At 61.9% G+C, this 20,072-nt stretch carries 11 protein-coding genes; 2 read left to right on the top strand and 9 right to left on the bottom strand.

Annotated elements, in window-relative coordinates:
• Window positions 1-136: 136 nt before the first annotated feature.
• On the top strand, window positions 137-1,528 hold the full coding sequence (locus J7355_RS03650; protein ID WP_209060021.1) for a class II fumarate hydratase: 1,392 nt from the start codon (window positions 137-139) through the stop codon (window positions 1,526-1,528).
• An 87-nt stretch (window positions 1,529-1,615) separates the two neighbouring features.
• Here the strand turns inward: J7355_RS03650 and J7355_RS03645 are convergent, their stop codons facing one another.
• The 8 genes from J7355_RS03645 to J7355_RS03610 all read right to left on the bottom strand — a co-directional run bounded on the left by J7355_RS03645 (window position 1,616) and on the right by J7355_RS03610 (window position 13,793).
• Window positions 1,616-4,744 (bottom strand): error-prone DNA polymerase, encoded by a 3,129-nt coding sequence (locus tag J7355_RS03645; RefSeq protein ID WP_209060019.1) that lies wholly within the window; start codon window positions 4,742-4,744, stop codon window positions 1,616-1,618.
• Between the two features lie 56 nt (window positions 4,745-4,800).
• On the bottom strand, window positions 4,801-6,240 hold the full coding sequence (locus J7355_RS03640; protein WP_209060018.1) for a DNA polymerase Y family protein: 1,440 nt from the start codon (window positions 6,238-6,240) through the stop codon (window positions 4,801-4,803).
• The gene (imuA, locus tag J7355_RS03635; protein WP_209060017.1) at window positions 6,200-6,979 is read right to left on the bottom strand and encodes a translesion DNA synthesis-associated protein ImuA; all 780 of its coding nucleotides are present in this window, start codon (window positions 6,977-6,979) and stop codon (window positions 6,200-6,202) included. The genes J7355_RS03640 and imuA overlap by 41 nt, the downstream gene beginning before the upstream one ends.
• Window positions 6,980-7,363: 384 nt before the next feature.
• Window positions 7,364-8,137: a YbaY family lipoprotein gene (locus J7355_RS03630; RefSeq protein ID WP_209060015.1), complete on the bottom strand. Its 774-nt coding sequence runs from the start codon at window positions 8,135-8,137 to the stop codon at window positions 7,364-7,366.
• Between the two features lie 57 nt (window positions 8,138-8,194).
• A complete protein-coding gene (locus J7355_RS03625) occupies window positions 8,195-8,863 on the bottom strand; it encodes a DNA-3-methyladenine glycosylase I (RefSeq protein WP_209060013.1) in 669 nt (222 codons plus the stop codon).
• 229 nt (window positions 8,864-9,092) lie between these two features.
• The gene (locus J7355_RS03620) at window positions 9,093-10,895 is read right to left on the bottom strand and encodes an NAD(P)/FAD-dependent oxidoreductase (protein ID WP_209060011.1); all 1,803 of its coding nucleotides are present in this window, start codon (window positions 10,893-10,895) and stop codon (window positions 9,093-9,095) included.
• Between the two features lie 71 nt (window positions 10,896-10,966).
• Window positions 10,967-11,743, bottom strand: a complete 777-nt coding sequence (locus tag J7355_RS03615) for an SDR family NAD(P)-dependent oxidoreductase (RefSeq protein WP_209060010.1) — start codon at window positions 11,741-11,743, stop codon at window positions 10,967-10,969.
• A gap of 172 nt (window positions 11,744-11,915) precedes the next feature.
• Window positions 11,916-13,793 (bottom strand): sigma-54-dependent Fis family transcriptional regulator, encoded by a 1,878-nt coding sequence (locus J7355_RS03610; protein WP_209060008.1) that lies wholly within the window; start codon window positions 13,791-13,793, stop codon window positions 11,916-11,918.
• 160 nt (window positions 13,794-13,953) lie between these two features.
• Here J7355_RS03610 and J7355_RS03605 point away from each other — a divergent pair, with 160 nt between their 5' ends.
• The gene (locus J7355_RS03605) at window positions 13,954-15,984 is read left to right on the top strand and encodes an NADPH-dependent 2,4-dienoyl-CoA reductase (RefSeq protein WP_209060006.1); all 2,031 of its coding nucleotides are present in this window, start codon (window positions 13,954-13,956) and stop codon (window positions 15,982-15,984) included.
• 114 nt (window positions 15,985-16,098) lie between these two features.
• Here J7355_RS03605 and hrpA read toward each other — a convergent pair whose 3' ends face one another.
• The gene (hrpA, locus tag J7355_RS03600; protein WP_209060005.1) at window positions 16,099-20,007 is read right to left on the bottom strand and encodes an ATP-dependent RNA helicase HrpA; all 3,909 of its coding nucleotides are present in this window, start codon (window positions 20,005-20,007) and stop codon (window positions 16,099-16,101) included.
• Window positions 20,008-20,072: the final 65 nt, after the last annotated feature.

Below are 20,072 nucleotides of genomic sequence, written 5' to 3'. Positions count from 1 at the left end.
GTCCGTAAAAAGGGCAGTGATAGAATCGCGGATTCTACCGAATTCAAAGGGCGTGCGTCGCTCGCCGCGCGCATGCCGGACTTCAACCCGGCCGGGCTCAAGCTCGGTCGTCAGCAACCTTGAAGAGGAGCGATCGATGGCCCCACAGGACGATTACCGGATCGAGAAAGACAGCATGGGCGAACTCCAAGTGCCCACCAACGCGCTCTGGGGTGCCCAGTCGCAGCGCGCCGTCGATAACTTCCCGATCTCGGATCTGCGTGCGCCGCGCGCCATGATCAACGCGCTGGGCCTGATCAAGGCCGCTGCTGCCGAGGTCAACCGCGATCTCGGGCTGCTGGATGCGGATATCGCCCAGGCCATCATCGACAGCGCCAAGGCGGTGGCCGAAGGCCAGTACGACGATCATTTTCCGGTCGATATCTTCCAGACCGGCTCGGGCACGTCGAGCAACATGAACACCAACGAGGTGGTTGCCCATCTCGCCACGAAGGCCGCCGGCCAGACGGTGCACCCGAACGACCACGTCAACATGGGCCAGTCGTCCAACGACGTGATTCCGACGGCGATTCACGTGGCTGCGGTCATCGAAGGCGAACGCAAGCTTCTGCCAGCGCTCACCCATATGCGCGACACGCTGCGCAAGAAGGGCGGCGAACTCTCCGACGTGGTCAAGACCGGGCGTACGCACCTCATGGACGCCATGCCCGTGCGCTTCGACCAGGAACTCGGCGGCTGGGCTGCGCAGATCGATTCCGGAATCGCCCGCGTCGAATCGGCACTCGTGCGCCTGCGCCATCTCGCCCAGGGCGGCACCGCAGTCGGCACCGGCATCAACGCGCACCCGGAATTCGGCGAGCGCTTCGCCAAGGCCATCGGCACCGCCAGCGGCTGCCGCTTCGAGCCCAGCAGCAACTACTTCGAAAGCCTGTCGTCGCAGGATGCCGCGGTGGAACTGTCCGGCCAGCTCAAGACGGTCGCCGTCTCGATGATGAAGATCGCCAACGACCTGCGCTGGATGAACTCCGGCCCGCTGGCCGGCCTCGGCGAAATCCAGCTTGAAGCGTTGCAGCCTGGCTCCAGCATCATGCCCGGCAAGGTGAACCCGGTGATCCCGGAAGCCGCCGCCATGGTCAGCGCCCAGGTCATCGGCAACGACAGCACGATTACGGTCGCCGGCCAGTCCGGCAATTTCCAGCTCAACGTCATGCTGCCGGTCATCGCCTACAACCTACTGCAGAGCATCGAACTGCTGGCCAACACCAGCCAAGTCATGGCGGACAAGGCCATCGCCAGCTTCACCGTCAATCAGGACAACCTGAACGACGCGCTGTCGAAGAACCCGATTCTCGTCACCGCGCTCAATTCGGTCATCGGCTACGACAAGGGCGCCGCGATCGCCAAACAGGCCTACAAGGAAGGTAAGCCGATCAAGGAGCTGACCCTCGAACAGACCGACCTCAGCGAGGAAGAAATCGACCGTCTGCTTGATCCTGCCGATCTGACCAAGGGCGGAATAAAAAAATAAATCCTTTACGAGAGCGCAGCGACCAGAACCATTTGCGGCATTTTCGAAATGGTGCGTATGGCAATTGGCGTTGGAGCATCAAAGCGATCAATGAAAATCACGTGAGCGAACCGACAGCGCGCCGAGAAGCGCGCTGTCGTCCACGATATGCCTTGCCACGCAATGTGTAACCGGCCCGGCACGCTGCATATGACCGATAACGCGTAACAATCGTGCGCTGGTTACGGCCACGCGATACTGTGCGAATACCGATGGCCATATGACAACGTTGACTGGCCCGGTTTCGTCCTCGATCGTCACGAATGTCGTGCCTTTTGCACTGCCGGGGCGTTGGCGGATGGTCGTCAGGCCGGCGACGTGAGCGGTCTGCTGATCGGCCAGCCGATTAAAGCTGCGGGCGTGCAATACGCCCTTGCGGCTTAGGGTTTTACGCAATAGCGCCAGCGGATGACGTCTAAGCGTCAGCCCCAGATTGGCGTAGTCGGAAATGATATCGGTGCCCTCAGCCGGCTCGGGAAGAGCGATGGGGTCTTCTGGCGGGTCCAGATCGGCGAACAGATCATCGTGAACTCGAGCAGCGGCGATATGCCATTGGGCGTTGTGGCGATTTCCGGCCAGCCCCTCCAGTGCATCGGCACGGGCCAGGGCATCACGGGCACGCCGATCGAGTGCCGCGCGCTGCACGAGATCAGCCACGTTACGAAACCCTCCACAAGACCTTGCGGCAACCAGTCGCTGAGCGGCGTCAGGCGATAATCCCTTGACGCGGGACAAGCCCAATCGCAGAGCCGGTCGCGGCTCGTTTGCGGCCGCAACGCCAGGAACGGTCTCCAATGTGCAATCCCAATCCGAGTAGCGTACGTCCGGCTTGCGAACATCGACTGCGTGATTGCGTGCGTCGGTCACGAGCTGAGACGGGCCATAAAACCCCATCGGCTGGCTGTTGAGTAACGCAGCGGTGAAGGCTGCCGGGTAATGACACTTGAGCCAGGCCGAAATATAAACCAGCAGGGCGAAGCTTACGGCGTGCGACTCGGGAAATCCGTAGCTGCCGAAACCCTTGATCTGCTCGAAGATGCGATCGGCGAAGTCGTCATCGTAACCGTTGGCGCGCATGCCGGATTTTAGACGCTCTCGCCAGGATTCGAGCCCACCTTCTTTCTTCCAGGCCGCCATTGATTTCCGCAAGCCGTTGGCTTCATTGCCGTTGAAGCCGGCTGCCACCATGGCAATTTTCATCACCTGCTCTTGGAAGATTGGCACGCCGAGCGTTCGTTCGAGTACGCCGCGCAAGGCCTCGCTCGGGTATTCGATATCTGCCGGATTCTTGTTTCGAGCTTCCAGATACGGATGGACCATGCCGCCCTGAATCGGCCCTGGGCGCACAATGGCGACTTCTACCACTAAATCGAAGAAGCGCGCGGGTTTGAGACGCGGCAGCATCGTCATTTGTGCACGGGATTCGATTTGGAATACGCCGATGGTGTCCGCTTTTTGAATCATGGCGTAGGTCGGCGCGTCGCCGCCCGGAATACTGGCCATGCTCAGACGCTGTCCGGTATGACTTTCTATGAGATCGAAACAGCGCCGAATGCAAGACAACATCCCTAACGCGAGTACGTCGATCTTCATCAGCCCGACGGCTTCGAGATCGTCCTTGTCCCACTGAATAATGGTGCGATCTGGCATATCGGCATTCTCTACCGGCACCAGTTCCTCGAGTGGGCGATCGGAGAGAACGAAGCCGCCCACGTGCTGAGATAGATGCCGGGGAAAGCCGATCAGATCGTTCACCAGCCAGAGTATCTTTTCGAGCAGAGGCTGACCGATATCGATGCCATGTTCGGCCAGTTGGTCGCCCAGGCTGCCGTCGTCACTGCGTCGGGACAGGGCCGCGCTAAGCCGGTCGATCTGATCGACGCTCAGACCCATCACCCGACCGACATCCCGCATGGCACTACGCGGCCGATAATGAATGACGGTCGCCGCCAACGCTGCTCGATGACGACCGTATTTCGCATAGATGTACTGGATTATTTCTTCGCGGCGCTCATGCTCGAAATCCACGTCAATATCCGGCGGCTCTTTGCGCGCTTCGGAGATGAAGCGTTCGAACAGAAGTTCATTACGAGTAGGGTCGACCGCGGTGATGCCCAGGCAGTAGCACACCGCAGAGTTGGCTGCGGACCCGCGCCCCTGACAAAGAATGCCTCGTTGATTGGCTTCTCGAACGATGTCGTACACGGTTAGGAAATAGTGCGCATAGTTCATGCGACCTATAACTTCGAGCTCGGAGTCGATCTGTTTTTTCGTTTTGGCGGGAATGCCTTCTGGCCAGATAGTCGCACAGCCCCTATGAACATATTTTTTTAATAAATCATCGGCACTTCTGGTGTCGTCGACAAGCTCTGAAGGGTATTTGTACTCGATCGTTCGCAACGAAAAACTGCAATCTGCTGCCGCCCAGCGTGCTGCTTCGATGGCATGCGCCGGATAGAGTTTTTTGATCGTGGCGATCGGTCGCAGGTAACGCTCACCGTTGGATGCCAACCGATAGCCGGCCTCGGCTACGGTGGTATTGAAGCGCAGGGCGGTGAACACGTCCTGGAGCGCGCGTCGTGAGCGACGATGCATATGCACGTCGCCCACGGCGACCAGCGGCAGACCGTATCGTGTGCGCAGATTCTCGAGTGATTGCAGATGAGCGCCGTCACGAGCTTGTCGGTGTAAGGCCAGTGCAATGCCCGATTGATGCGGCCAAGTGGCTGACAGCCAAGCCAGCACTGTATGCAGGGACGCACCAGAGGCTACGTCATGAACGGGCAAAACGAGCAACCGACAGCCGCTGAGGTCGCGACCTTCAATATCGGTCTGTGAGATGCCGTAATGCCCTTTCGTTGCCCGCCGCCGGGCCTCAGTGATCAGCCGACAAAGTTGGGTGTATCCGGCGAAATCGCGAGCCAGCAGCACGATTTCTATACCCTCGGCCAGCATCAGCCGCGTACCCAAAATTAGTTTGATCGCGATGCCATGCGTATCGCGTGCCGTTTCGGCGGCCTGCAGGGCGCGAACGGCGCCGGCTAGACTGCATTCGTCTGTGATCGCGATCGCTTCGTAGCCGAGCTTCGCCGCCTGCAGGACCAGTTCCTCGGGCACCGATGCGCCGCGCTGAAAAGAAAAGGCCGATACGCAGCATAGTTCGGCATAGCCACTCATGAGCCGCAGCCCACGCCCAGGCCAATCCCGGAAAGCGAACTAAACCCCATGGCGTGTCAGCCGAATAGCCCGTGCAGATAGTAGCGGGGCGTATCGACGTTTGAACCAGTTGCAACTTCATCGTCGAGTCGACGATAAACCCAGAGTTGACGACCGTTGCCGTCGACCGCGCGAAAGTAATCACGCCGCACACTTGTCGCCTCATCCCACCACCCGGTTTCAATGCGCTCGGGGCCGCTGATAAATCGCAGGTTGGCAGGTGCAGGGCGGGGCGGTTCGATCAGCCAGAGCGGACGCGGCGCTGCGGATGGTGTTGGAGAATCAGTCGGTTGTTCAGCGCGGCAGCTGGCCCGCTCGGGACGATGATCGGCCGGTGCATGAAGCCAGTAGACCGCATCATGGCCGAGCCTTGCACGCAGTCGATCCAGCACGGCGGGCCAATGCCCGGGCGTCGGAGCTGCACTGTTATCGTGCTCGATCGTTTGTTGATCCGGCTCTACGGGGCGTAGTTGGTCCGTTGCCAGGCCAATCTCCAACACCGGGGCTACCAGGTCGAGTCGGGCCAGCCGGTATTGGGCAATGCGTTCGAAATGATCGGCGCTGCGCGAAGGGGCACTTAGGTGCAGCGTCAGGCGCGTAGTCGGCGCTTGGTCGTGAATAAGTGCCAGTTTGAGAGTCTGTATGGCGGCCCCGGCGCCACGCAATACGGCGCCGAGTTCGATAAATACTCGACGCAGCACGAAAGCCAAACCTTGTACGCTTTCCACGGCACCGAAAAGCTCGTGACGGGTGATGTGGCGCTGTGGTGGTCGATAACACGCCAAACCGTGCGGTCGGAAACCATGAAGGCGATCTAGGTATTCGAGCAGTTCAGCCCCATAACGTTTGTGCAACATCGCCGAAGGCAAGCTCAGCAACTCGCCGATTTCACGCAGACCGCTCGCCTGTAACGAGGCCAGCGTGCCAGAGGGCAATGCCAGGCAGCTCAACGGCAACCGCGCCAAAGGCTGGCTCCTAAGTCGTCGCGGTGCATGGGCTCTAGCGAGAGCCATGGCAGGCGTATCACCAATACCGGCATTGTGCCGATAACCGAAATCGGCAAGATTGTCCTGAATACGGGCGATTAGAGCACGCTGACCACCAAACAGCCGTAGGCTGGCCCCGATTTCGAAAACCAGTCGAGTTGTCGCGACATTGTTGCTTTCGCGAGCAACATGTACCTGCGCGCTGTATCGCCAGGCCCAGCCGGCAAGTCGCTCCAGCGCTGCCGATTCAGCGTCGGCACGACGCTCGAGTACGCAAGCGTCCGGCGCACGGAGCTGGGCGTCGGCCAGCTCCATCAAACGCTGCACACCGCTACGAACAACCGCTTCGCTGGCCGCGATCACATGACGGCGACCAAGGCTCGAGTCCGCAACCAGCGCAAGCGCCTTCTGGGACGCCATTGCGCCGCGGCTATCGAGTGCCCAATGTGGAAAAAGCAGAGCCAGCCACATCGCAGTGCTCCTCGCTCCATTGTTCGTTGGAAGCACGCATACAGCTGGATAAATCGCGCTGCTCGGACGGTAGCCGCCACGGTTTGCCGTCCGCGATCATTAAACTATCGATGCGTGCGCCGGCCGGCCCTCGGCACTTAACTACTTTCAAGCGCTGATGCAGATGCCCGTCAACAAGGTGTGCAGTAACCGCCAGGCGTAATGCCGCTGGTGAACGCTCTGTCGCACGGTACAAGTGCCGATAGACGAATACTGGACAGACTGCCTTTTCTGCGGCCAGCTGCAATCGGCGTAGTGCTGTTGTGTCCAGAGTGTCGCCCCAGACAACAAACGCCACGAACTCTCCGGCGGTGCTCATTTGTTCGACACACCAAACACGTTCACCGTCGTTGCGACAGGCTATGAACGGTACATTCCGGCAATCAATGCCGAGCTGTATCAGTGCGGGTGCGTTCAAAGCCGGCGGTGGATCGATTATTGCCAGCCGGCGAGAGGGATGTGTGCAGAGCTGATTGGATAACGCATGCAGCAACAGACTGACTTCGCCTATACCGGGACACTCAACCAGCAGCTCGGTTACTGCACCCACCGGATAACCGTCACCCGGCAGCAAGTGATCCAGTGCCGGCCAACCAGTACTTATGGTGAGAAGCTCAGCCTGATGGCTGGCGCGGTAAACACCAAAGCGTTGCCACGCAGCCTCTGCAGTCGAAATAGGTTGTGAATTCAAACTTGCCATAACTGTATTTATATACAGTTATGCGTTTGATGACTAGTGCACTCGACATGTCACGAACCTAGGGCGCTGCGTTAAGGAGACACTGCATCAAGCTTTTTAGGCGCCACGGTTATAGCCTGAAATATATTATTTAACATAATATACATTATGAACAGTCATGTGTGTGGCTCAGGTCGCTGGTCGAGATCCCTGGCACCTTCTAATTGGTCCTCGATCAGCTTGTCGCGCTATGGGAGATACCTTGAGCGGCGTTCGATCGCTGGCGATCGATCGGCGTCATGTGTCGAGCCACAAGATCCGGGTCGATTGTTCTACGGTTCCGCTAAGTCGCGACTTTGCGCTCAGTTAAATGAGTCGCCAGCTAACACATGGCGTTCGCTGTTTTTAGCTCCCGTCACGCGATTCGTCTGCGCCTGCGGGGTTGTTTGGCGTCTGCGCGGCATCCCCGGCGTCACCTTCACCCTCAGCCGAGCGATACTTTAGGTCGTCGTTTGACGGCGATGACTGGTTGCCGTTTTCGGCCGCCGGCGTGTGATCCTTCACAACCTGGCAGTTCTCGTGTGCGCCGCCATCGACGTTGAAGTCGGTTGTCGTTTCACCGACGCGCAACTCGTTGCCATGCGAATCGCGGAATAGCTGGCTGGACTCGTCATTCCTGGCGGCATCGAGCGCAAGCCGTCGGTTGCCGAGCCTGGCAACGGCCTTGTCTTCGGTGGTTGCAGCACCGAAATGGAAACCGTCCTCGCAGCGATACTTGGTAAATGCAAGTTGTTCGCGTTCAGCCGTGGGCTGAAGCGCCAACTGAATGGGATCGACGCTCTCGAGGGGCTTGATCGTTACAGGCTGCTTCGTTGTCCACCGTGTGTCGCCCTGGTTATCCAGAATCTCGGCACGCAGCGCGTAACGACCCTCGGCATTGATCAGGCCGCGGTCGACAACGATATCGAAATCAATGGGTTTCTGACCGATATTATGAAGAGAGCGTTCCGCGACGATGCGCTTGTCACCGCCGGCCGTACCCTGCTCGACCATGCTGATGCGGGCGCCGGACTCGGGCGGCACTTTGGTGTCGCCGGGATACGTGAGCTTGCCGGCGAGTGTGATCTGCTGGTCCTTCTCTGCGCCGCATCCTGCGACCGCGAGTGCCAGCCCAAGCATGGCGGCGAGAAGAAACAGCTTGCGACATTTGTTTCGTAGTTGCATCAAGACTCTTATCTAATCTATTGAAAAAGCGAGAATCTGGCTGATCTGGCACAGCGGTCGATCACATGCTCGCTGCCAGTCGTTGAAGGCCTGCTGAATGGCGGCGAGTGCCGTCTTGCTCGTGGCACGCCCTTCGTGGGCGCCCCAGTATGCGAGCGCGCTCAGAACCCAGTCGGTCAGCAAAAAGGTGTCCTTGCCGCACATGCGTAAAAACGCAGGCGCGGAATTGCCGCCCAGTTGGCTGAAGCGGCGACGCAGGGTTTGCCAAAGATCCACGATTTCGTCTTCCGGCCATTCTGCGAGCCAGAACCCGAAACTGCCGAACTCCTCGATAATCGCCTGCATCGCGATGGCGTTGTCCCGAACGGCGAATATCTTCTTGCGGTGTCGGATCAGCGTTTCGTCACGTGCGAGGCGTTGCAGCGCCGTATCGTCGAGTGCGGCGACCGATCCAACATCGAAATCCGCGAACGCGGCCTCGAAGGCGGGCCATCGTGCGTCCACGAGCGTGTGCGTCAAACCGGCACGAAAAACGCGGCGATTCATGACGGAAAGGTAGCGATCGTCACCGATCATGGCGAGCGATTCAGGCGGCTCAGGGCGGATGAGGCGCGATTCCAGTGCGTCGCGGCCGCCCATGCGCTCGCGCGCCCTCTTTTCGATAACCGAAAATTCGGCCATGCAGGAACATTCCCTAGCGCAATAACAGTGTCGAGTTTACCCCAGGCCACAACGGCACACGTAAACCCGTCATTCAGAAGCTTTAACCCGGCGCGCGCATCACGTTACCGACGGCCAAGGGCAAGTCTGACTCGTCTTGCGAGAGAAAATTCCAGACAGGCGCGGAAAGCGCATAAAAAAACGGGGGCCAAATGGCCCCCGCTCAACTTAAAGTGATTTCTAGATGCCGCTAATGGGTGTGATGCACTTCCTGTTGACCGTAGACTGGTGTGGCGAACCCTTCCATGCGTGCCTTCAGCTGTAACGCGAGAAAGTGGGAGTAGAATCTTGATTGCGCGAGATTCCCGCCGTGAAACCACAGCGCCTCCTGTTGTGTTGGCTTCCACATGTTGCGCTGTTCGCCTTCCCAAGGGCCGGGATCCTTCGGGGTGTCCGAGCCCAGCCCCCAGACCTTGCCGACCTTGTCCGCGACCTCTTGCGAAATGAGATCCGCGGCCCAGCCGTTCATGGAGCCATAGCCCGTGGCATAGATGACGACATCTGCCGGAATCTCACGCCCGTCTTCGAGCTGGACGCTGTTCCGGGTGAGCCGCGCGACTTCAGAACCGCTTTCCAGTTTGATCTTGCCGTCGATGATCATCTGAGACGCACCGACATCGATGTAGTAGCCGGAGGCGCGGCGTAGATACTTCATGAACAGCCCGGAGTCGTCGGGGCCGAAGTCGAGCATGAACCCGGCGTTTTCCAACTTGTCGTAGAAGTCGGCGTCCACCTTGCGTATCTCGTCGAATATCGGCTTCTGAAAATCCGCCAGGATCGCGTAGGGAATCGAGGCGAACAGCATATCGGCCTTTTCGGTGGTGATGCCGTTGGCCAGCGCCTCCTCGGAATACAACGGACCGAGCGCGTACTTCATCAGCGATTCCGAACGCGAAATATGCGTGGACGAGCGCTGAATCATAGTGACGTCGACGCCGGCCTCGGCAAGCGCGGCGCAGATGTCGTGCGACGAATTGTTCGAGCCGATCACGGCGACTTTCTTGCCTTGCATGCCGTCCGGCCCGGGGTGCTCGGACGAATGCTGCTGGACGCCTTCAAACACCTCCTGGCCCTCGATGTTCGGCACGTTGGGTTTGGCCGACATGCCGGTTGCGAGCACAAGTTGACGCGGCTTGAGCGTGATTTCTTCGCCGTCGCGCTCGACCACCACAGTCCAGGTGCCGCTGGCCTTGTCATAACTGGCCCTGCGCGCCTCGGTCGAGCCCCAGAAGTTGAGTTCCATCACGCGCGAATACATCTCAAGCCAGTCGCCGATCTTGTCCTTGGGCGCGAAGACCGGCCAGTTGCGCGGGAATTTGATATACGGCAGGTGGTCGTACCAGACCGGGTCGTGCAGGCACAGCGACTTGTAGCGTTTGCGCCAGGAGTCGCCCGCCCGCTCGTTCTTTTCGATGATGAGCGCCGGCACGCCGAGCTGACGAAGCCGAGCGCCGAGGGCGATGCCGCCCTGCCCGCCACCGATGATGAGCACATACGGCTGCGTGTCGACGCCGAGCGAGGCGAGTTCGTGTTCGCGCTCTTCCTTCCAGGTCGGCTTGCCCTGGTCATCGCCGTGTTTGGCGCCCAGCGGGCGCGACTCGCCGAGCGGTTCTTCGTAGCCCTTGAGCTCATCCATCGTGGTGAGCAATGTCCAGATCAGACCGTCCTTGATACGCACGAAGCCGGACCCGCGCGCAACCGCCGTCTCGAACACGATCCACGCTTCGATGATGCCGTCGGTCTCGGTCGCCGTCTCGCGCTCGTCGAGTGCCCAGTCGTGGGGCTTGGCGCGGTCCAGGCAGTTCGAAAGCATGTCGCGAATATCGCGCTTGCCTTCGGCTGTCGTGATGTTCCAGGTAAACGTGAGCATGTCGCGCCAGTAGCATTCACCGGCGAACAGCTCGAGCGCGGCGTCAATATCGCCCTGGGTGAGTGCCTCGTCGAGGCGGTTGAGCACGCTGTTGGCCTGCGCGGCCGCTGTGGTGTCGAGCATGAAACTCCTCCTTGCTTGCTTTTATGTACAGGGGCTGTACCGCCCTCTTCTTCCAACGATCCGTTCTTCGGCTAGAGCGAAAAGCCGCCGTCGACCGCGATCGCCTGTCCGGTCACGTGTTCCGCGCCGGCCAGATACACGGCCAACTGGCCCATATCCTCAGGTGTTTGCGCCACGCCCTGGGGCAGCAGTGTCTTCTGATGGCGCTCCCAGGACTGCGCCTCGGTTTCGCCAGGTTCCCGCCAGCGGCCGGAAAGGCCGTCCTCGCCGCGCCACATGCCGGTACCAACGATGCCGGGACAGATCGCGTTTACGGTGATGCCCTCCGGCGCCACCTCTTTGGCAATGGCGTTGGTGAAGCCGATCACCGCGAATTTGGACGCGGAATAGTGAGAAAGATCGGGAAAGCCGACCTTGCCGGCGATCGACGCGACGTTGACGATCCGGCCCGATTGGCGTGGCCGCATCACGGCCAGTTCGGCCTGGGCGCAGAGAAATACGCCGCGGGCGTTCACGGCCATGATCTGGTCCCAGTCGTCAACGCTCAGTTCGCCGACACCCTTGATGCTGATGACGCCGGCGTTGTTCACCGCGATATCGAGATCGCCAAGCGCCGCCTGCGTAGACGCCACCATGGCTTCGACCGACGCGGGGTCTCGCACATCGACAGTGATTGCCGTGCTGCGACGCCCTGCCTGTTCGACCTTGTCTGCCGTTTCCCGGGCGATGGTCGCATCGACATCGGCGACGGCCACGTCGGCACCAGCCTCGGCGAGCGCCAGCGCAATACCCTGGCCGATCCCGCGGCCGCCGCCAGTCACCAGCGCCACCCTGTTCTCGAGCTGCATGTGTTCTCCTCCGGATTATTCACATCGCCGTCTTTATCGACGGTCTGACGCTGCCAGAGCAAAACACGTGCCGCTCCTAAAGAGCATTGTTTAGAAATAGTTTTTACGCGACGACCGCCTGAGTGTTCGGCCCTGTGCAACAGGTGATGCCACAGGTGTGGCAACAATCCACTCAGTGGCGCGTGGCCTGCTGCCGACAGCGTTTCAGGCGCCGATGGACGGTCGAACGGTCGACGCCGAGCCGGCGCGCCAAGGCCGATACGTTGCCGTTGCACTGCTCGAGTTGAACGAGCAGTTCAGACTCGGCCGATATCGGTTGGCGGATTGCATCCGGCAGATGGCGCTCACGAATCACGCCATCATCGGTCAAGGCCGAGGCCACCTCCAGCGCGTTCTGCATTTCACGCAGGTTGCCCGGCCATGCATAAACGCGCAGCAGGCGCCGCGCCGTGCTGTCGAGCCGGTAGCTTTGCCCGTAGCGCTGCCCGAGGTCGTCGATGAGCCGGTCGAGAAGCCCATCAAAATCCTCGCGTGCGCGCAGTGGCGGCAAGCTCAGCGTCGCCGCGTTCAGGCGGTAATACAGATCCTCCCGGAACACGCCCTCGGCCACCAGCGTTTTCAGGTCGCGATGGGTGGCTGAAACGAGCCGCAGCTCGACTTTTTTCGGCTCCAGGCCCCCGACCGGCACGATCTCGTTCTCCGACAACACGCGCAGAAGCCGGGTCTGCAATGCCAACGGCATATCGCCGATCTCGTCGAGAAACAGCGTGCCGCCCGCGGCGGACTCGATCAGCCCGGTTTTGCCTTTGCGTGAGGCCCCTGTGAAGGCATTGGGCACGTAGCCGAATAACTCGGACTCGATCAGATGCTCGGGTATGGCGGCGCAGTTGACGGCGACGAAGCGCCCGCCCTCGTTGCTGCTGTCGTGGATCGCACGGGCCAGCACCTCCTTGCCGCTGCCTGTTTCCCCTTGCACGAGAATGGGAATTTGCCGGGCTGCCAGCTTGGCCGCCTTCGCTTGTAGCAGCCGCATGGCGGTATCGCCGTGGCTCATCGCCGCGAATGCGTCCGTCTTCGGCCCGCGCGGCACGGCGACCGCGGGTTTTGGCGTATCCGCCGGCGACATCGCACTGGCGAACAGAAGCGGCTCGCCGTTGGCGTGCAGCAGCCGTTCGCCAGCCGGATTCCCGCGCATGAAATACGGCAACTCGTCGATGCCGATATCGAACAGCGAAGAGATCGGCTGGCCAATCAGAGTTTGCGGGTTGCCGTCGCCGAAGCCCATCGAGCGGCCCAGCGCTTCGAGCCCGCCAAACGTCAGCCCGGTAATATTGCCCGAGGCGTCGAGCGAGATCGCGGCATCGGGCGCGGTGTCCAGGAAATCCGGTGTGCGCGACAGGCGCAGCACCCATTCGTCCCCGGTACGGGCGACGAGGTTCGCCATTTCGATACGGCGCGCAGTTGCCTTGGCCAAATGCAACGCCAGGCGCTGACTCGTCTTCGCGTTCGGCGAGCTCAGCTGCGAGATATCGAGTACCGCGGCCAGCGCGCCGCGCGTGTCGAAGATGGGCGCCGCGGTACAGGTCAGCGGCGTATGGGTCGGATCGAAATGATCGTCCTGATGAATCACCACCGGTTCGCGGCTGACCAGACAGGCGCCGACCGCGGACGTACCCGCGCGCGTTTCCGACCAGTCGGCGCCCAGATACAGCCCGGCACGGCGCAGTTCACGATCCAGGCGCGGGTTGCCGAGATAATCCACCGCGACACCGCTCGCGTCCGACAGCAGCAACACGTAATCGTCGGCCGCAATCTGGTCGAACAGCGCGGCGAGGCCGGCGCGGCTGATACGGATCAACGACTCGGCCTGCTCCTGATGCTCGCGCAGTTTCGCGTTCGGCACGATGTAGGCGTCCTGCGCGTTGGCAGGGTCGAGCTTGTAGTCGTTCACGCAGCGCAGCCACGACTGCACCACCGGCCGGTCGCGCAGGCTGTGCTCGCCGGCCGCGACGCGCTCGATCTCCTTGACGTGCGAATCTATTGAAATCATGCCGCACTCTCCTCCATAGCGGACACTGACACAGCCGCTACCCGTGAACAATCGCTGGCGTTGACGCGGAAACCGCGTTAATCCGCGAGCGCAAACGGTGATCCCGGTTACCGCGTCAGGTTGGATATAATCCGCTCGCCACGTTGCCTTCAGGACGACCATGAACAATCCCAATTACCCAAAACTCTTCGAACCGCTCGACCTTGGCTTCACGCAGCTCAAGAATCGGGTACTGATGGGATCCATGCATACCGGCATGGAGGATTTCTTCTGGCACTACGACGAACTCGCCGCCTATTTCGCCGAGCGTGCGGCCGGCGGCGTGGGGCTGATCGTCACCGGCGGCATCGCGCCCAACGTGGCCGGCTGGGTCTCGCCGATGGCCGGCCAGATTTCGCATCGGCTGCATGTGTGGCCGCACCGCAGGATCACCAACGCCGTGCATGCCGAAGGCGGCAAGATCTGCATGCAGATCCTGCACGCCGGGCGCTACGGCTATCACCCGTTCATCGTCTCGGCATCCGATCGCAAGTCGCCGATCACGCCCTACAAGCCCAAGCGGCTGAGCACGGAAGGCGTGAAGAGCACCATTCGCGACTATATCCGCTGTGCGGAACTCGCCCGCGAGGCCGGCTATGACGGCGTCGAGGTGATGGGCTCCGAAGGCTATCTCATCAACCAGTTTCTCGTGGAACGTGTGAACGACCGCGACGACGAGTACGGCGGCAGCGTGGAGAACCGCCAGCGCATCGCGGTCGAGATCGTCGCAGGCATCCGCAAGGCGCTCGGCCCGGATTTCATCCTCATCTATCGCCTGTCCATGCTCGATCTGGTGGAAAACGGCCAGCGCTGGGACGAGATCGTGCAGCTCGCAAAGGCCGTCGAAGCCGCGGGCGCCACGATCATCAATACCGGCATCGGCTGGCACGAGGCGCGCATTCCCACCATCGTCACCCGCGTGCCGCGCGCGGCCTTCGCCTGGGTCACGAAAAAGCTCAAGAGCGAAGTCGCCCTGCCCCTGTGCACCACCAACCGCATCAACATGCCGGATGTGGCCGAATCCCTGCTGGAAGACGGCACCGCGGACATGGTTTCGATGGCACGCCCCTTCCTGGCCGATCCTGAATTCATGAACAAGGCCGCGCAGGCGCGCGCGGACGAGATCAACACCTGCATCGCCTGCAACCAGGCCTGTCTGGATCACACCTTCCAGTGGAAACGCGCCAGCTGCCTGGTCAACCCGCGTGCCGGTCACGAAACTAAGCTCAACTTCCCGCCGGTCGACAAACCTCGGGACATCGCCGTCATCGGCGCCGGCCCGGCCGGCCTGGAAGCCGCCACACGCCTGGCGGAACGCGGCCATAAGGTGATTTTGTTCGACAGCGCCAGCGAAATCGGCGGCCAGTTCAACATGGCCAAGAAGATTCCCGGCAAGGAAGAGTTCTACGAAACCCTGCGCTACTACGCGCGCAAGCTGGAACTGCTCAAGGTCGACGTGCGCCTCGACACTCCCGTCGATGCCGACGATCTCGTCGCTATGGGCTTCGACGATATCGTCATCGCCACCGGCGTGAACCCGCGCACCCCCGCCATCGACGGCATCGCGCACGCGAGCGTGGCCTCCTATATCGACGTCATCCATGGTCGTGTGGAAGTCGGCCGTCGCGTTGCGGTGATCGGCGCCGGCGGCATCGGTTTCGACGTCAGCGAATTCCTTACCCACACCCGCCCCTCGCCTGCCGAAGACAAACAGAAGTTCTTCGACGAATGGGGCGTGGACCCGAGCCTCGCCCATGAATCCGGCCTGATGAAGCCGGACCCGGAACCCTCCCCGCGCGAGGTCTGGCTGCTGCAGCGTACCGACGCCAAACCCGGCAAGAGCCTGGGCAAGACCAGCGGCTGGGCCCACCGCGCCTCGCTCAAGCACAAGGGCGTACACATGCTCGGCGGCGTCGCCTACGAACGCATCGACGACGCTGGCCTGCATATCCGCGTGAACGACGAAACCAGACTGCTGGACGTGGATAACGTCGTCATCTGCGCCGGCCAGGAAACCCGCCGCGACCTCGCCGACGCCCTCGGCGCCCGCGGGATCAAGACGCATATCATCGGCGGCGCCAATCTGGCGGCCGAGCTGGATGCCAAGCGAGCGATTCGGGAGGCGGCGGAGTTGGCCGCTGGGATCGACTAGCTGATGCCGCACTGCACGGCCCGCGATTAAGCCATCATGTGAAATCCCAACAGCGCAAAGCTTTACTCGCCATGTGCCTAAACTGATTGGCGCTCGCTATTCGCTAACGCCACTCTAGGACTTCAACTCGGCAAACGCGGCATCCAGCCGTTTTGCCGATACCTTCATCGCCGTTCCCAGTGGCTGGGCGAATACCTGCACGCGGTATTCCTCGATCATCCAGCGCACGGTGCGCAGCGTATCCGGCCGCTCGCCGCGGGATCGCGTCCGCTCGGCCTGCTGTTTGTAGGCCTGCCAGAACGGGATGATCTCGCGCATTCGCTGTTTGTCTGCCGCGGCACCTTCCCGGCTCAGCTTGTCGAGCCGCTGCTCGATTGCGGCGAGATATCGGTCGAGATCCTGGGCGAACCGGGCCGGGGCGTCGTGGTCGCTGATGAAGCCTGCATAGACGAGATGCGCGAGTTGGTCGCGCATGTCCTCGACGGCGGCCATCCAGTCCAGCCCGATGTTCTTCGACAGCCGCTTTTTGATCGTTGCCAGCCGCGCCAATGCCGGCTGAAGGCGATCCCACAGGGCGACCGCTTCGGCCATCAGGTCCGATCGGAGCCTGGCCACCAGCGATTCGAACGCGGCCGCGGTTCTCACCGGCATGTCGATGTGCGGATCGATCAATGCGGTCACGAGATCGGCGAGCAGGACCGACTCGGGATCGTCGGCCAGTGCCGCCTGGACGTGGGAATCTGCCAGGGCCGTTGCTGGCGGTACGGGCCATTTCATGACCGCCAACGATTTAAAACCGCGCAGGTCCCGCTTGATCAGTCGCACCTGTTTGGCCGCTGCAAGACGGGCCAGACGAATGGTGCCCAGGCGATGCTGGCGCGCCGCGTCTGCCGGATCGTCGAGCAGTTCGAGATCGACATGCGTCGCGCGATCCACAAGCGCGGGCACGGCCTGTACGCGAACGCCGGCATGTCGTAGCTCGACGCTTTCGGGTAGATCCCGGTCAGGCCACGACGTGAGCCCTGTCTCGGTGAGTTGGTCATCCGAAGCCTGGGCGACCGCAGCCCGCGCGCGCCCGCTGAGTTCACGGCTCAAGACTTCGAGATCGCGACCGGTGGCGATCGTTTCGCCTTCGTCGTCGACCACCTCAAAGCGCAGCTGCAAATGCGCGCTCGGTGTGAAATCGTCCCAGGTATCCGCGGGAATCGTGACGCCGGTCATCGCCTGGACGGCATCGCGCAGTGCGTCGAGCGGATCCCCCTTGCCGAAATCGGCGCGCTCGGCCGCGGCGCGGGCGAACTCCGGCACCGGCACCACTGCACGGCGCAGCCGCTTGGGTAGCGCTTTCAGGTATTCGCGGTATTTCTCCTCGAGCAACCCCGGAACCAGCCACTGCGCACGTTCGGGTGGCACTTGATTGAGTGCCGCCAGCGGTACGCGCGCGGTCACGCCGTCGCGCTCGGTGCCCGGCTCGAAGGCGTAGTCGAGACCGATCGGCAGATCGCCCAGGCGCATGGTCTGCGGATAGGCGTCCTCCGGCAGATCCACTCCCGCGTGGCGCAGCAGCGTGTCCTCGTCGAAGCGCAGCAAGAGGTCGTCGTGGTTCTTCAGCCATTGCTGCAGCGTCTTGCGGTCGCGCACCTGTGCCGGCAACCGTTCATCGTAGAAGCGCGCCTGCGTGGTCTCGTCAACGAGCAGATCGCGGCGGCGAAAGCGTGCTTCCTGCGCGGCGATATCCTCGACGATCATCTGGTTGTACTGCAGAAACTCCGGCAGCCGCCCGCGGGAATCGGCCACGGCAAAATTCACCAGACCGTCGCGGATGAATATCTCGCGCGCCACGGTCGCGTCCATGCGCCCGAAATCCACCTTGCGCCCGTCCGCCAGCGTCAGGCCGAACAGCTTGACGCGCTCGTAGGCGGCGACCTGTCCGCGGCGTTTTTCCCAGTGCGGTTCGTAGTGCTCGCGCGCCACCAGATGTTCGGCCGCCTTCTCGATCCACTTGGGGTCGACACCGGCCACGGTATGCGCGAACAGCCGGCTGGTTTCCAGAAGCTCACCGGCCACGATCCACTTCGGGCTCTTTTTGGCCAGACCGGAGCCGGGAAAAATACGAAACTTGCGCCCACGCGCACCCTGATACTCACCCTTCTCGTCCAGTTGGCCCACGTGGTCGAGCAGGCCCGGAAGCAGGCCCTGATGCAACGCGACGAAATCGACCTCCGCCAGCGGCGTTCGACTCGGGTTCTGACCCATGCCGAGATCCGCCGTGATGCGGCGCAGCTGGCGGGCCAGATCCTCCCATTCGCGCATGCGCATGAAATTGACGAACCGCTCACGGCACCACTTTCTCAACTGATTGCCGCTGTGCTCCTTGCGCGCTTTCGCGAACCCGTCCCAGAGTTTGAGCAGACTGGTGAAATCCGAACGCACATCGGCGAATTCGCGCTGGGCCTGATCGGCGGCTTCGCGTTGCGCGGCCGGGCGCTCGCGCGGGTCCTGGATGGTCAGGCCGGCAGCGAGAACGCGCATGGCCGTGGGCACGCCCATGGCATTACCGGCAATGAGCATGCGCCCGATACGCGGGTCCAGCGGCAGGCGCGCCAGCTGACGGCCGAGTTGGGTGATACGACCGTCCGCCATCGCCTGCAGCTGGGTCAGCAGATTGCGCCCGTCGTTGATATAGCGCCGCTCCGGCGGGTCGATGAACGGAAAACGCTCGATTTCGCCGAGCTTCAGATCCGCCATGGTGAGCAGCACGCTGGCAAGGTTCGTGCGCCGTATTTCCGGGTCGGTAAAGGCCGGCCGGTTGTTGTAGTCGTCCTCGTCGAACAGGCGGATACAGATGCCTGGGGCGACGCGCCCACAGCGCCCGGCGCGCTGATTGCAGCTCGCCTGCGAGACCGGCTCGATCGGCAGGCGCTGTACCTTGGCGGACGTGGAATACCGGCTGATGCGCGCAAGCCCCGTATCGATGACATAACGAATGCCCGGCACGGTCAACGAGGTTTCCGCCACGTTCGTCGACAACACCACGCGGCGGCCGTTGCTGGCCGAAAAGATGCGGTTCTGGGCGCTGCGGGTCAGGCGCGCATACAGCGGCACGATTTCGGCGTTGTGCCGGTCACCGGCCAGGGCTTTGGACAGATGCCGTTCGCAGTCGCGGATATCGCGCTCGCCGGGCAGAAACACCAGGATGTCGCCCGGGCCTTCGCGCCACAGCTCGCGTACACCGTTCTCGATCGCCAGCGCCAGGTCGGCGTCCTCTTCCGGCGGGCGATAACGCACCGTGACCGGATAGCCGCGCCCTTCAACGTTAATCACCGGCGCGCCGCCGAAAAACCGCGCGAAGCGATCCGGGTCGATCGTGGCGGAGGTCACGACCACTTTCAGATCAGGACGCTTGTCGAGAAGCTGCTTGAGATAGCCGAGCAGAAAATCGACGTTGAGCGTACGCTCGTGGGCCTCGTCGATAACGATGGCTTCGTAGCGGTTGAGAAACCGGTCGCGGGCCGTCTCCGCCAGCAGAATGCCGTCGGTCATCAGCTTGATCTGGGTGGTCTCGCCGAGCTTCTTTTCGAAGCGGGTCTGGAACCCCACGAGTTCGCCGAACGGCGTCTCCAGTTCGTCGGCGATCCGTTGGCCGACGCTGCGCGCCGCCAGCCGACGCGGCTGCGTGTGGCCGATCAGTCCACGCGCGCCGAGCCCCGCCTGCATGAGAATCTTGGGCAGCTGCGTGGTCTTGCCGGAACCGGTTTCGCCGCAGACGACGACCACCTGGTTTTCATGCAGCGCCTTCGCGATCTCGTCGGCGCGTTCGGTAACCGGCAATCCCTCGACAAGAGATACTTCCCCCCGGACTGTCGCGCGCTGCGCCGTGACGGCAGCGCTCTTCTCGATCGCCCCCTGCACGCGCGCATGTTCGGCGTCATTGCGCGCACGGCGCAGCTTCTGCTGCAGGCGATGGCGATCGCGTGTCTGCACCGCGGCCAGCAGGTCGTCGGTTTTGGCGGTCTGGGTCAACGGTATTCCTGAACAATGGCGCGTGGACAACCGGCGACGATCACGCCGAACGGGCACCCACGCGG

The sequence above is a fragment of the Endozoicomonas sp. G2_2 genome (genome assembly GCF_017744135.1).
In the GTDB taxonomy this organism is placed as follows: Bacteria; Pseudomonadota; Gammaproteobacteria; order Nevskiales; family Salinisphaeraceae; genus Salinisphaera.
The sequence above is the reverse complement of the archived record's forward strand: the minus strand, read 5'-3'. Positions and strand labels throughout refer to the sequence as shown.

Coding starts and splice junctions, on each gene's coding strand:
- J7355_RS03650 (WP_209060021.1), top strand. CDS start 137: ATGGCCCCACAGGACGATTACCGGATCGAGAAAGACAGCATGGGCGAA.
- J7355_RS03645 (WP_209060019.1), bottom strand. CDS start 4,744: ATGAGTGGCTATGCCGAACTATGCTGCGTATCGGCCTTTTCTTTTCAG.
- J7355_RS03640 (WP_209060018.1), bottom strand. CDS start 6,240: ATGTGGCTGGCTCTGCTTTTTCCACATTGGGCACTCGATAGCCGCGGC.
- imuA (WP_209060017.1), bottom strand. CDS start 6,979: ATGGCAAGTTTGAATTCACAACCTATTTCGACTGCAGAGGCTGCGTGG.
- J7355_RS03630 (WP_209060015.1), bottom strand. CDS start 8,137: ATGCTTGGGCTGGCACTCGCGGTCGCAGGATGCGGCGCAGAGAAGGAC.
- J7355_RS03625 (WP_209060013.1), bottom strand. CDS start 8,863: ATGGCCGAATTTTCGGTTATCGAAAAGAGGGCGCGCGAGCGCATGGGC.
- J7355_RS03620 (WP_209060011.1), bottom strand. CDS start 10,895: ATGCTCGACACCACAGCGGCCGCGCAGGCCAACAGCGTGCTCAACCGC.
- J7355_RS03615 (WP_209060010.1), bottom strand. CDS start 11,743: ATGCAGCTCGAGAACAGGGTGGCGCTGGTGACTGGCGGCGGCCGCGGG.
- J7355_RS03610 (WP_209060008.1), bottom strand. CDS start 13,793: ATGATTTCAATAGATTCGCACGTCAAGGAGATCGAGCGCGTCGCGGCC.
- J7355_RS03605 (WP_209060006.1), top strand. CDS start 13,954: ATGAACAATCCCAATTACCCAAAACTCTTCGAACCGCTCGACCTTGGC.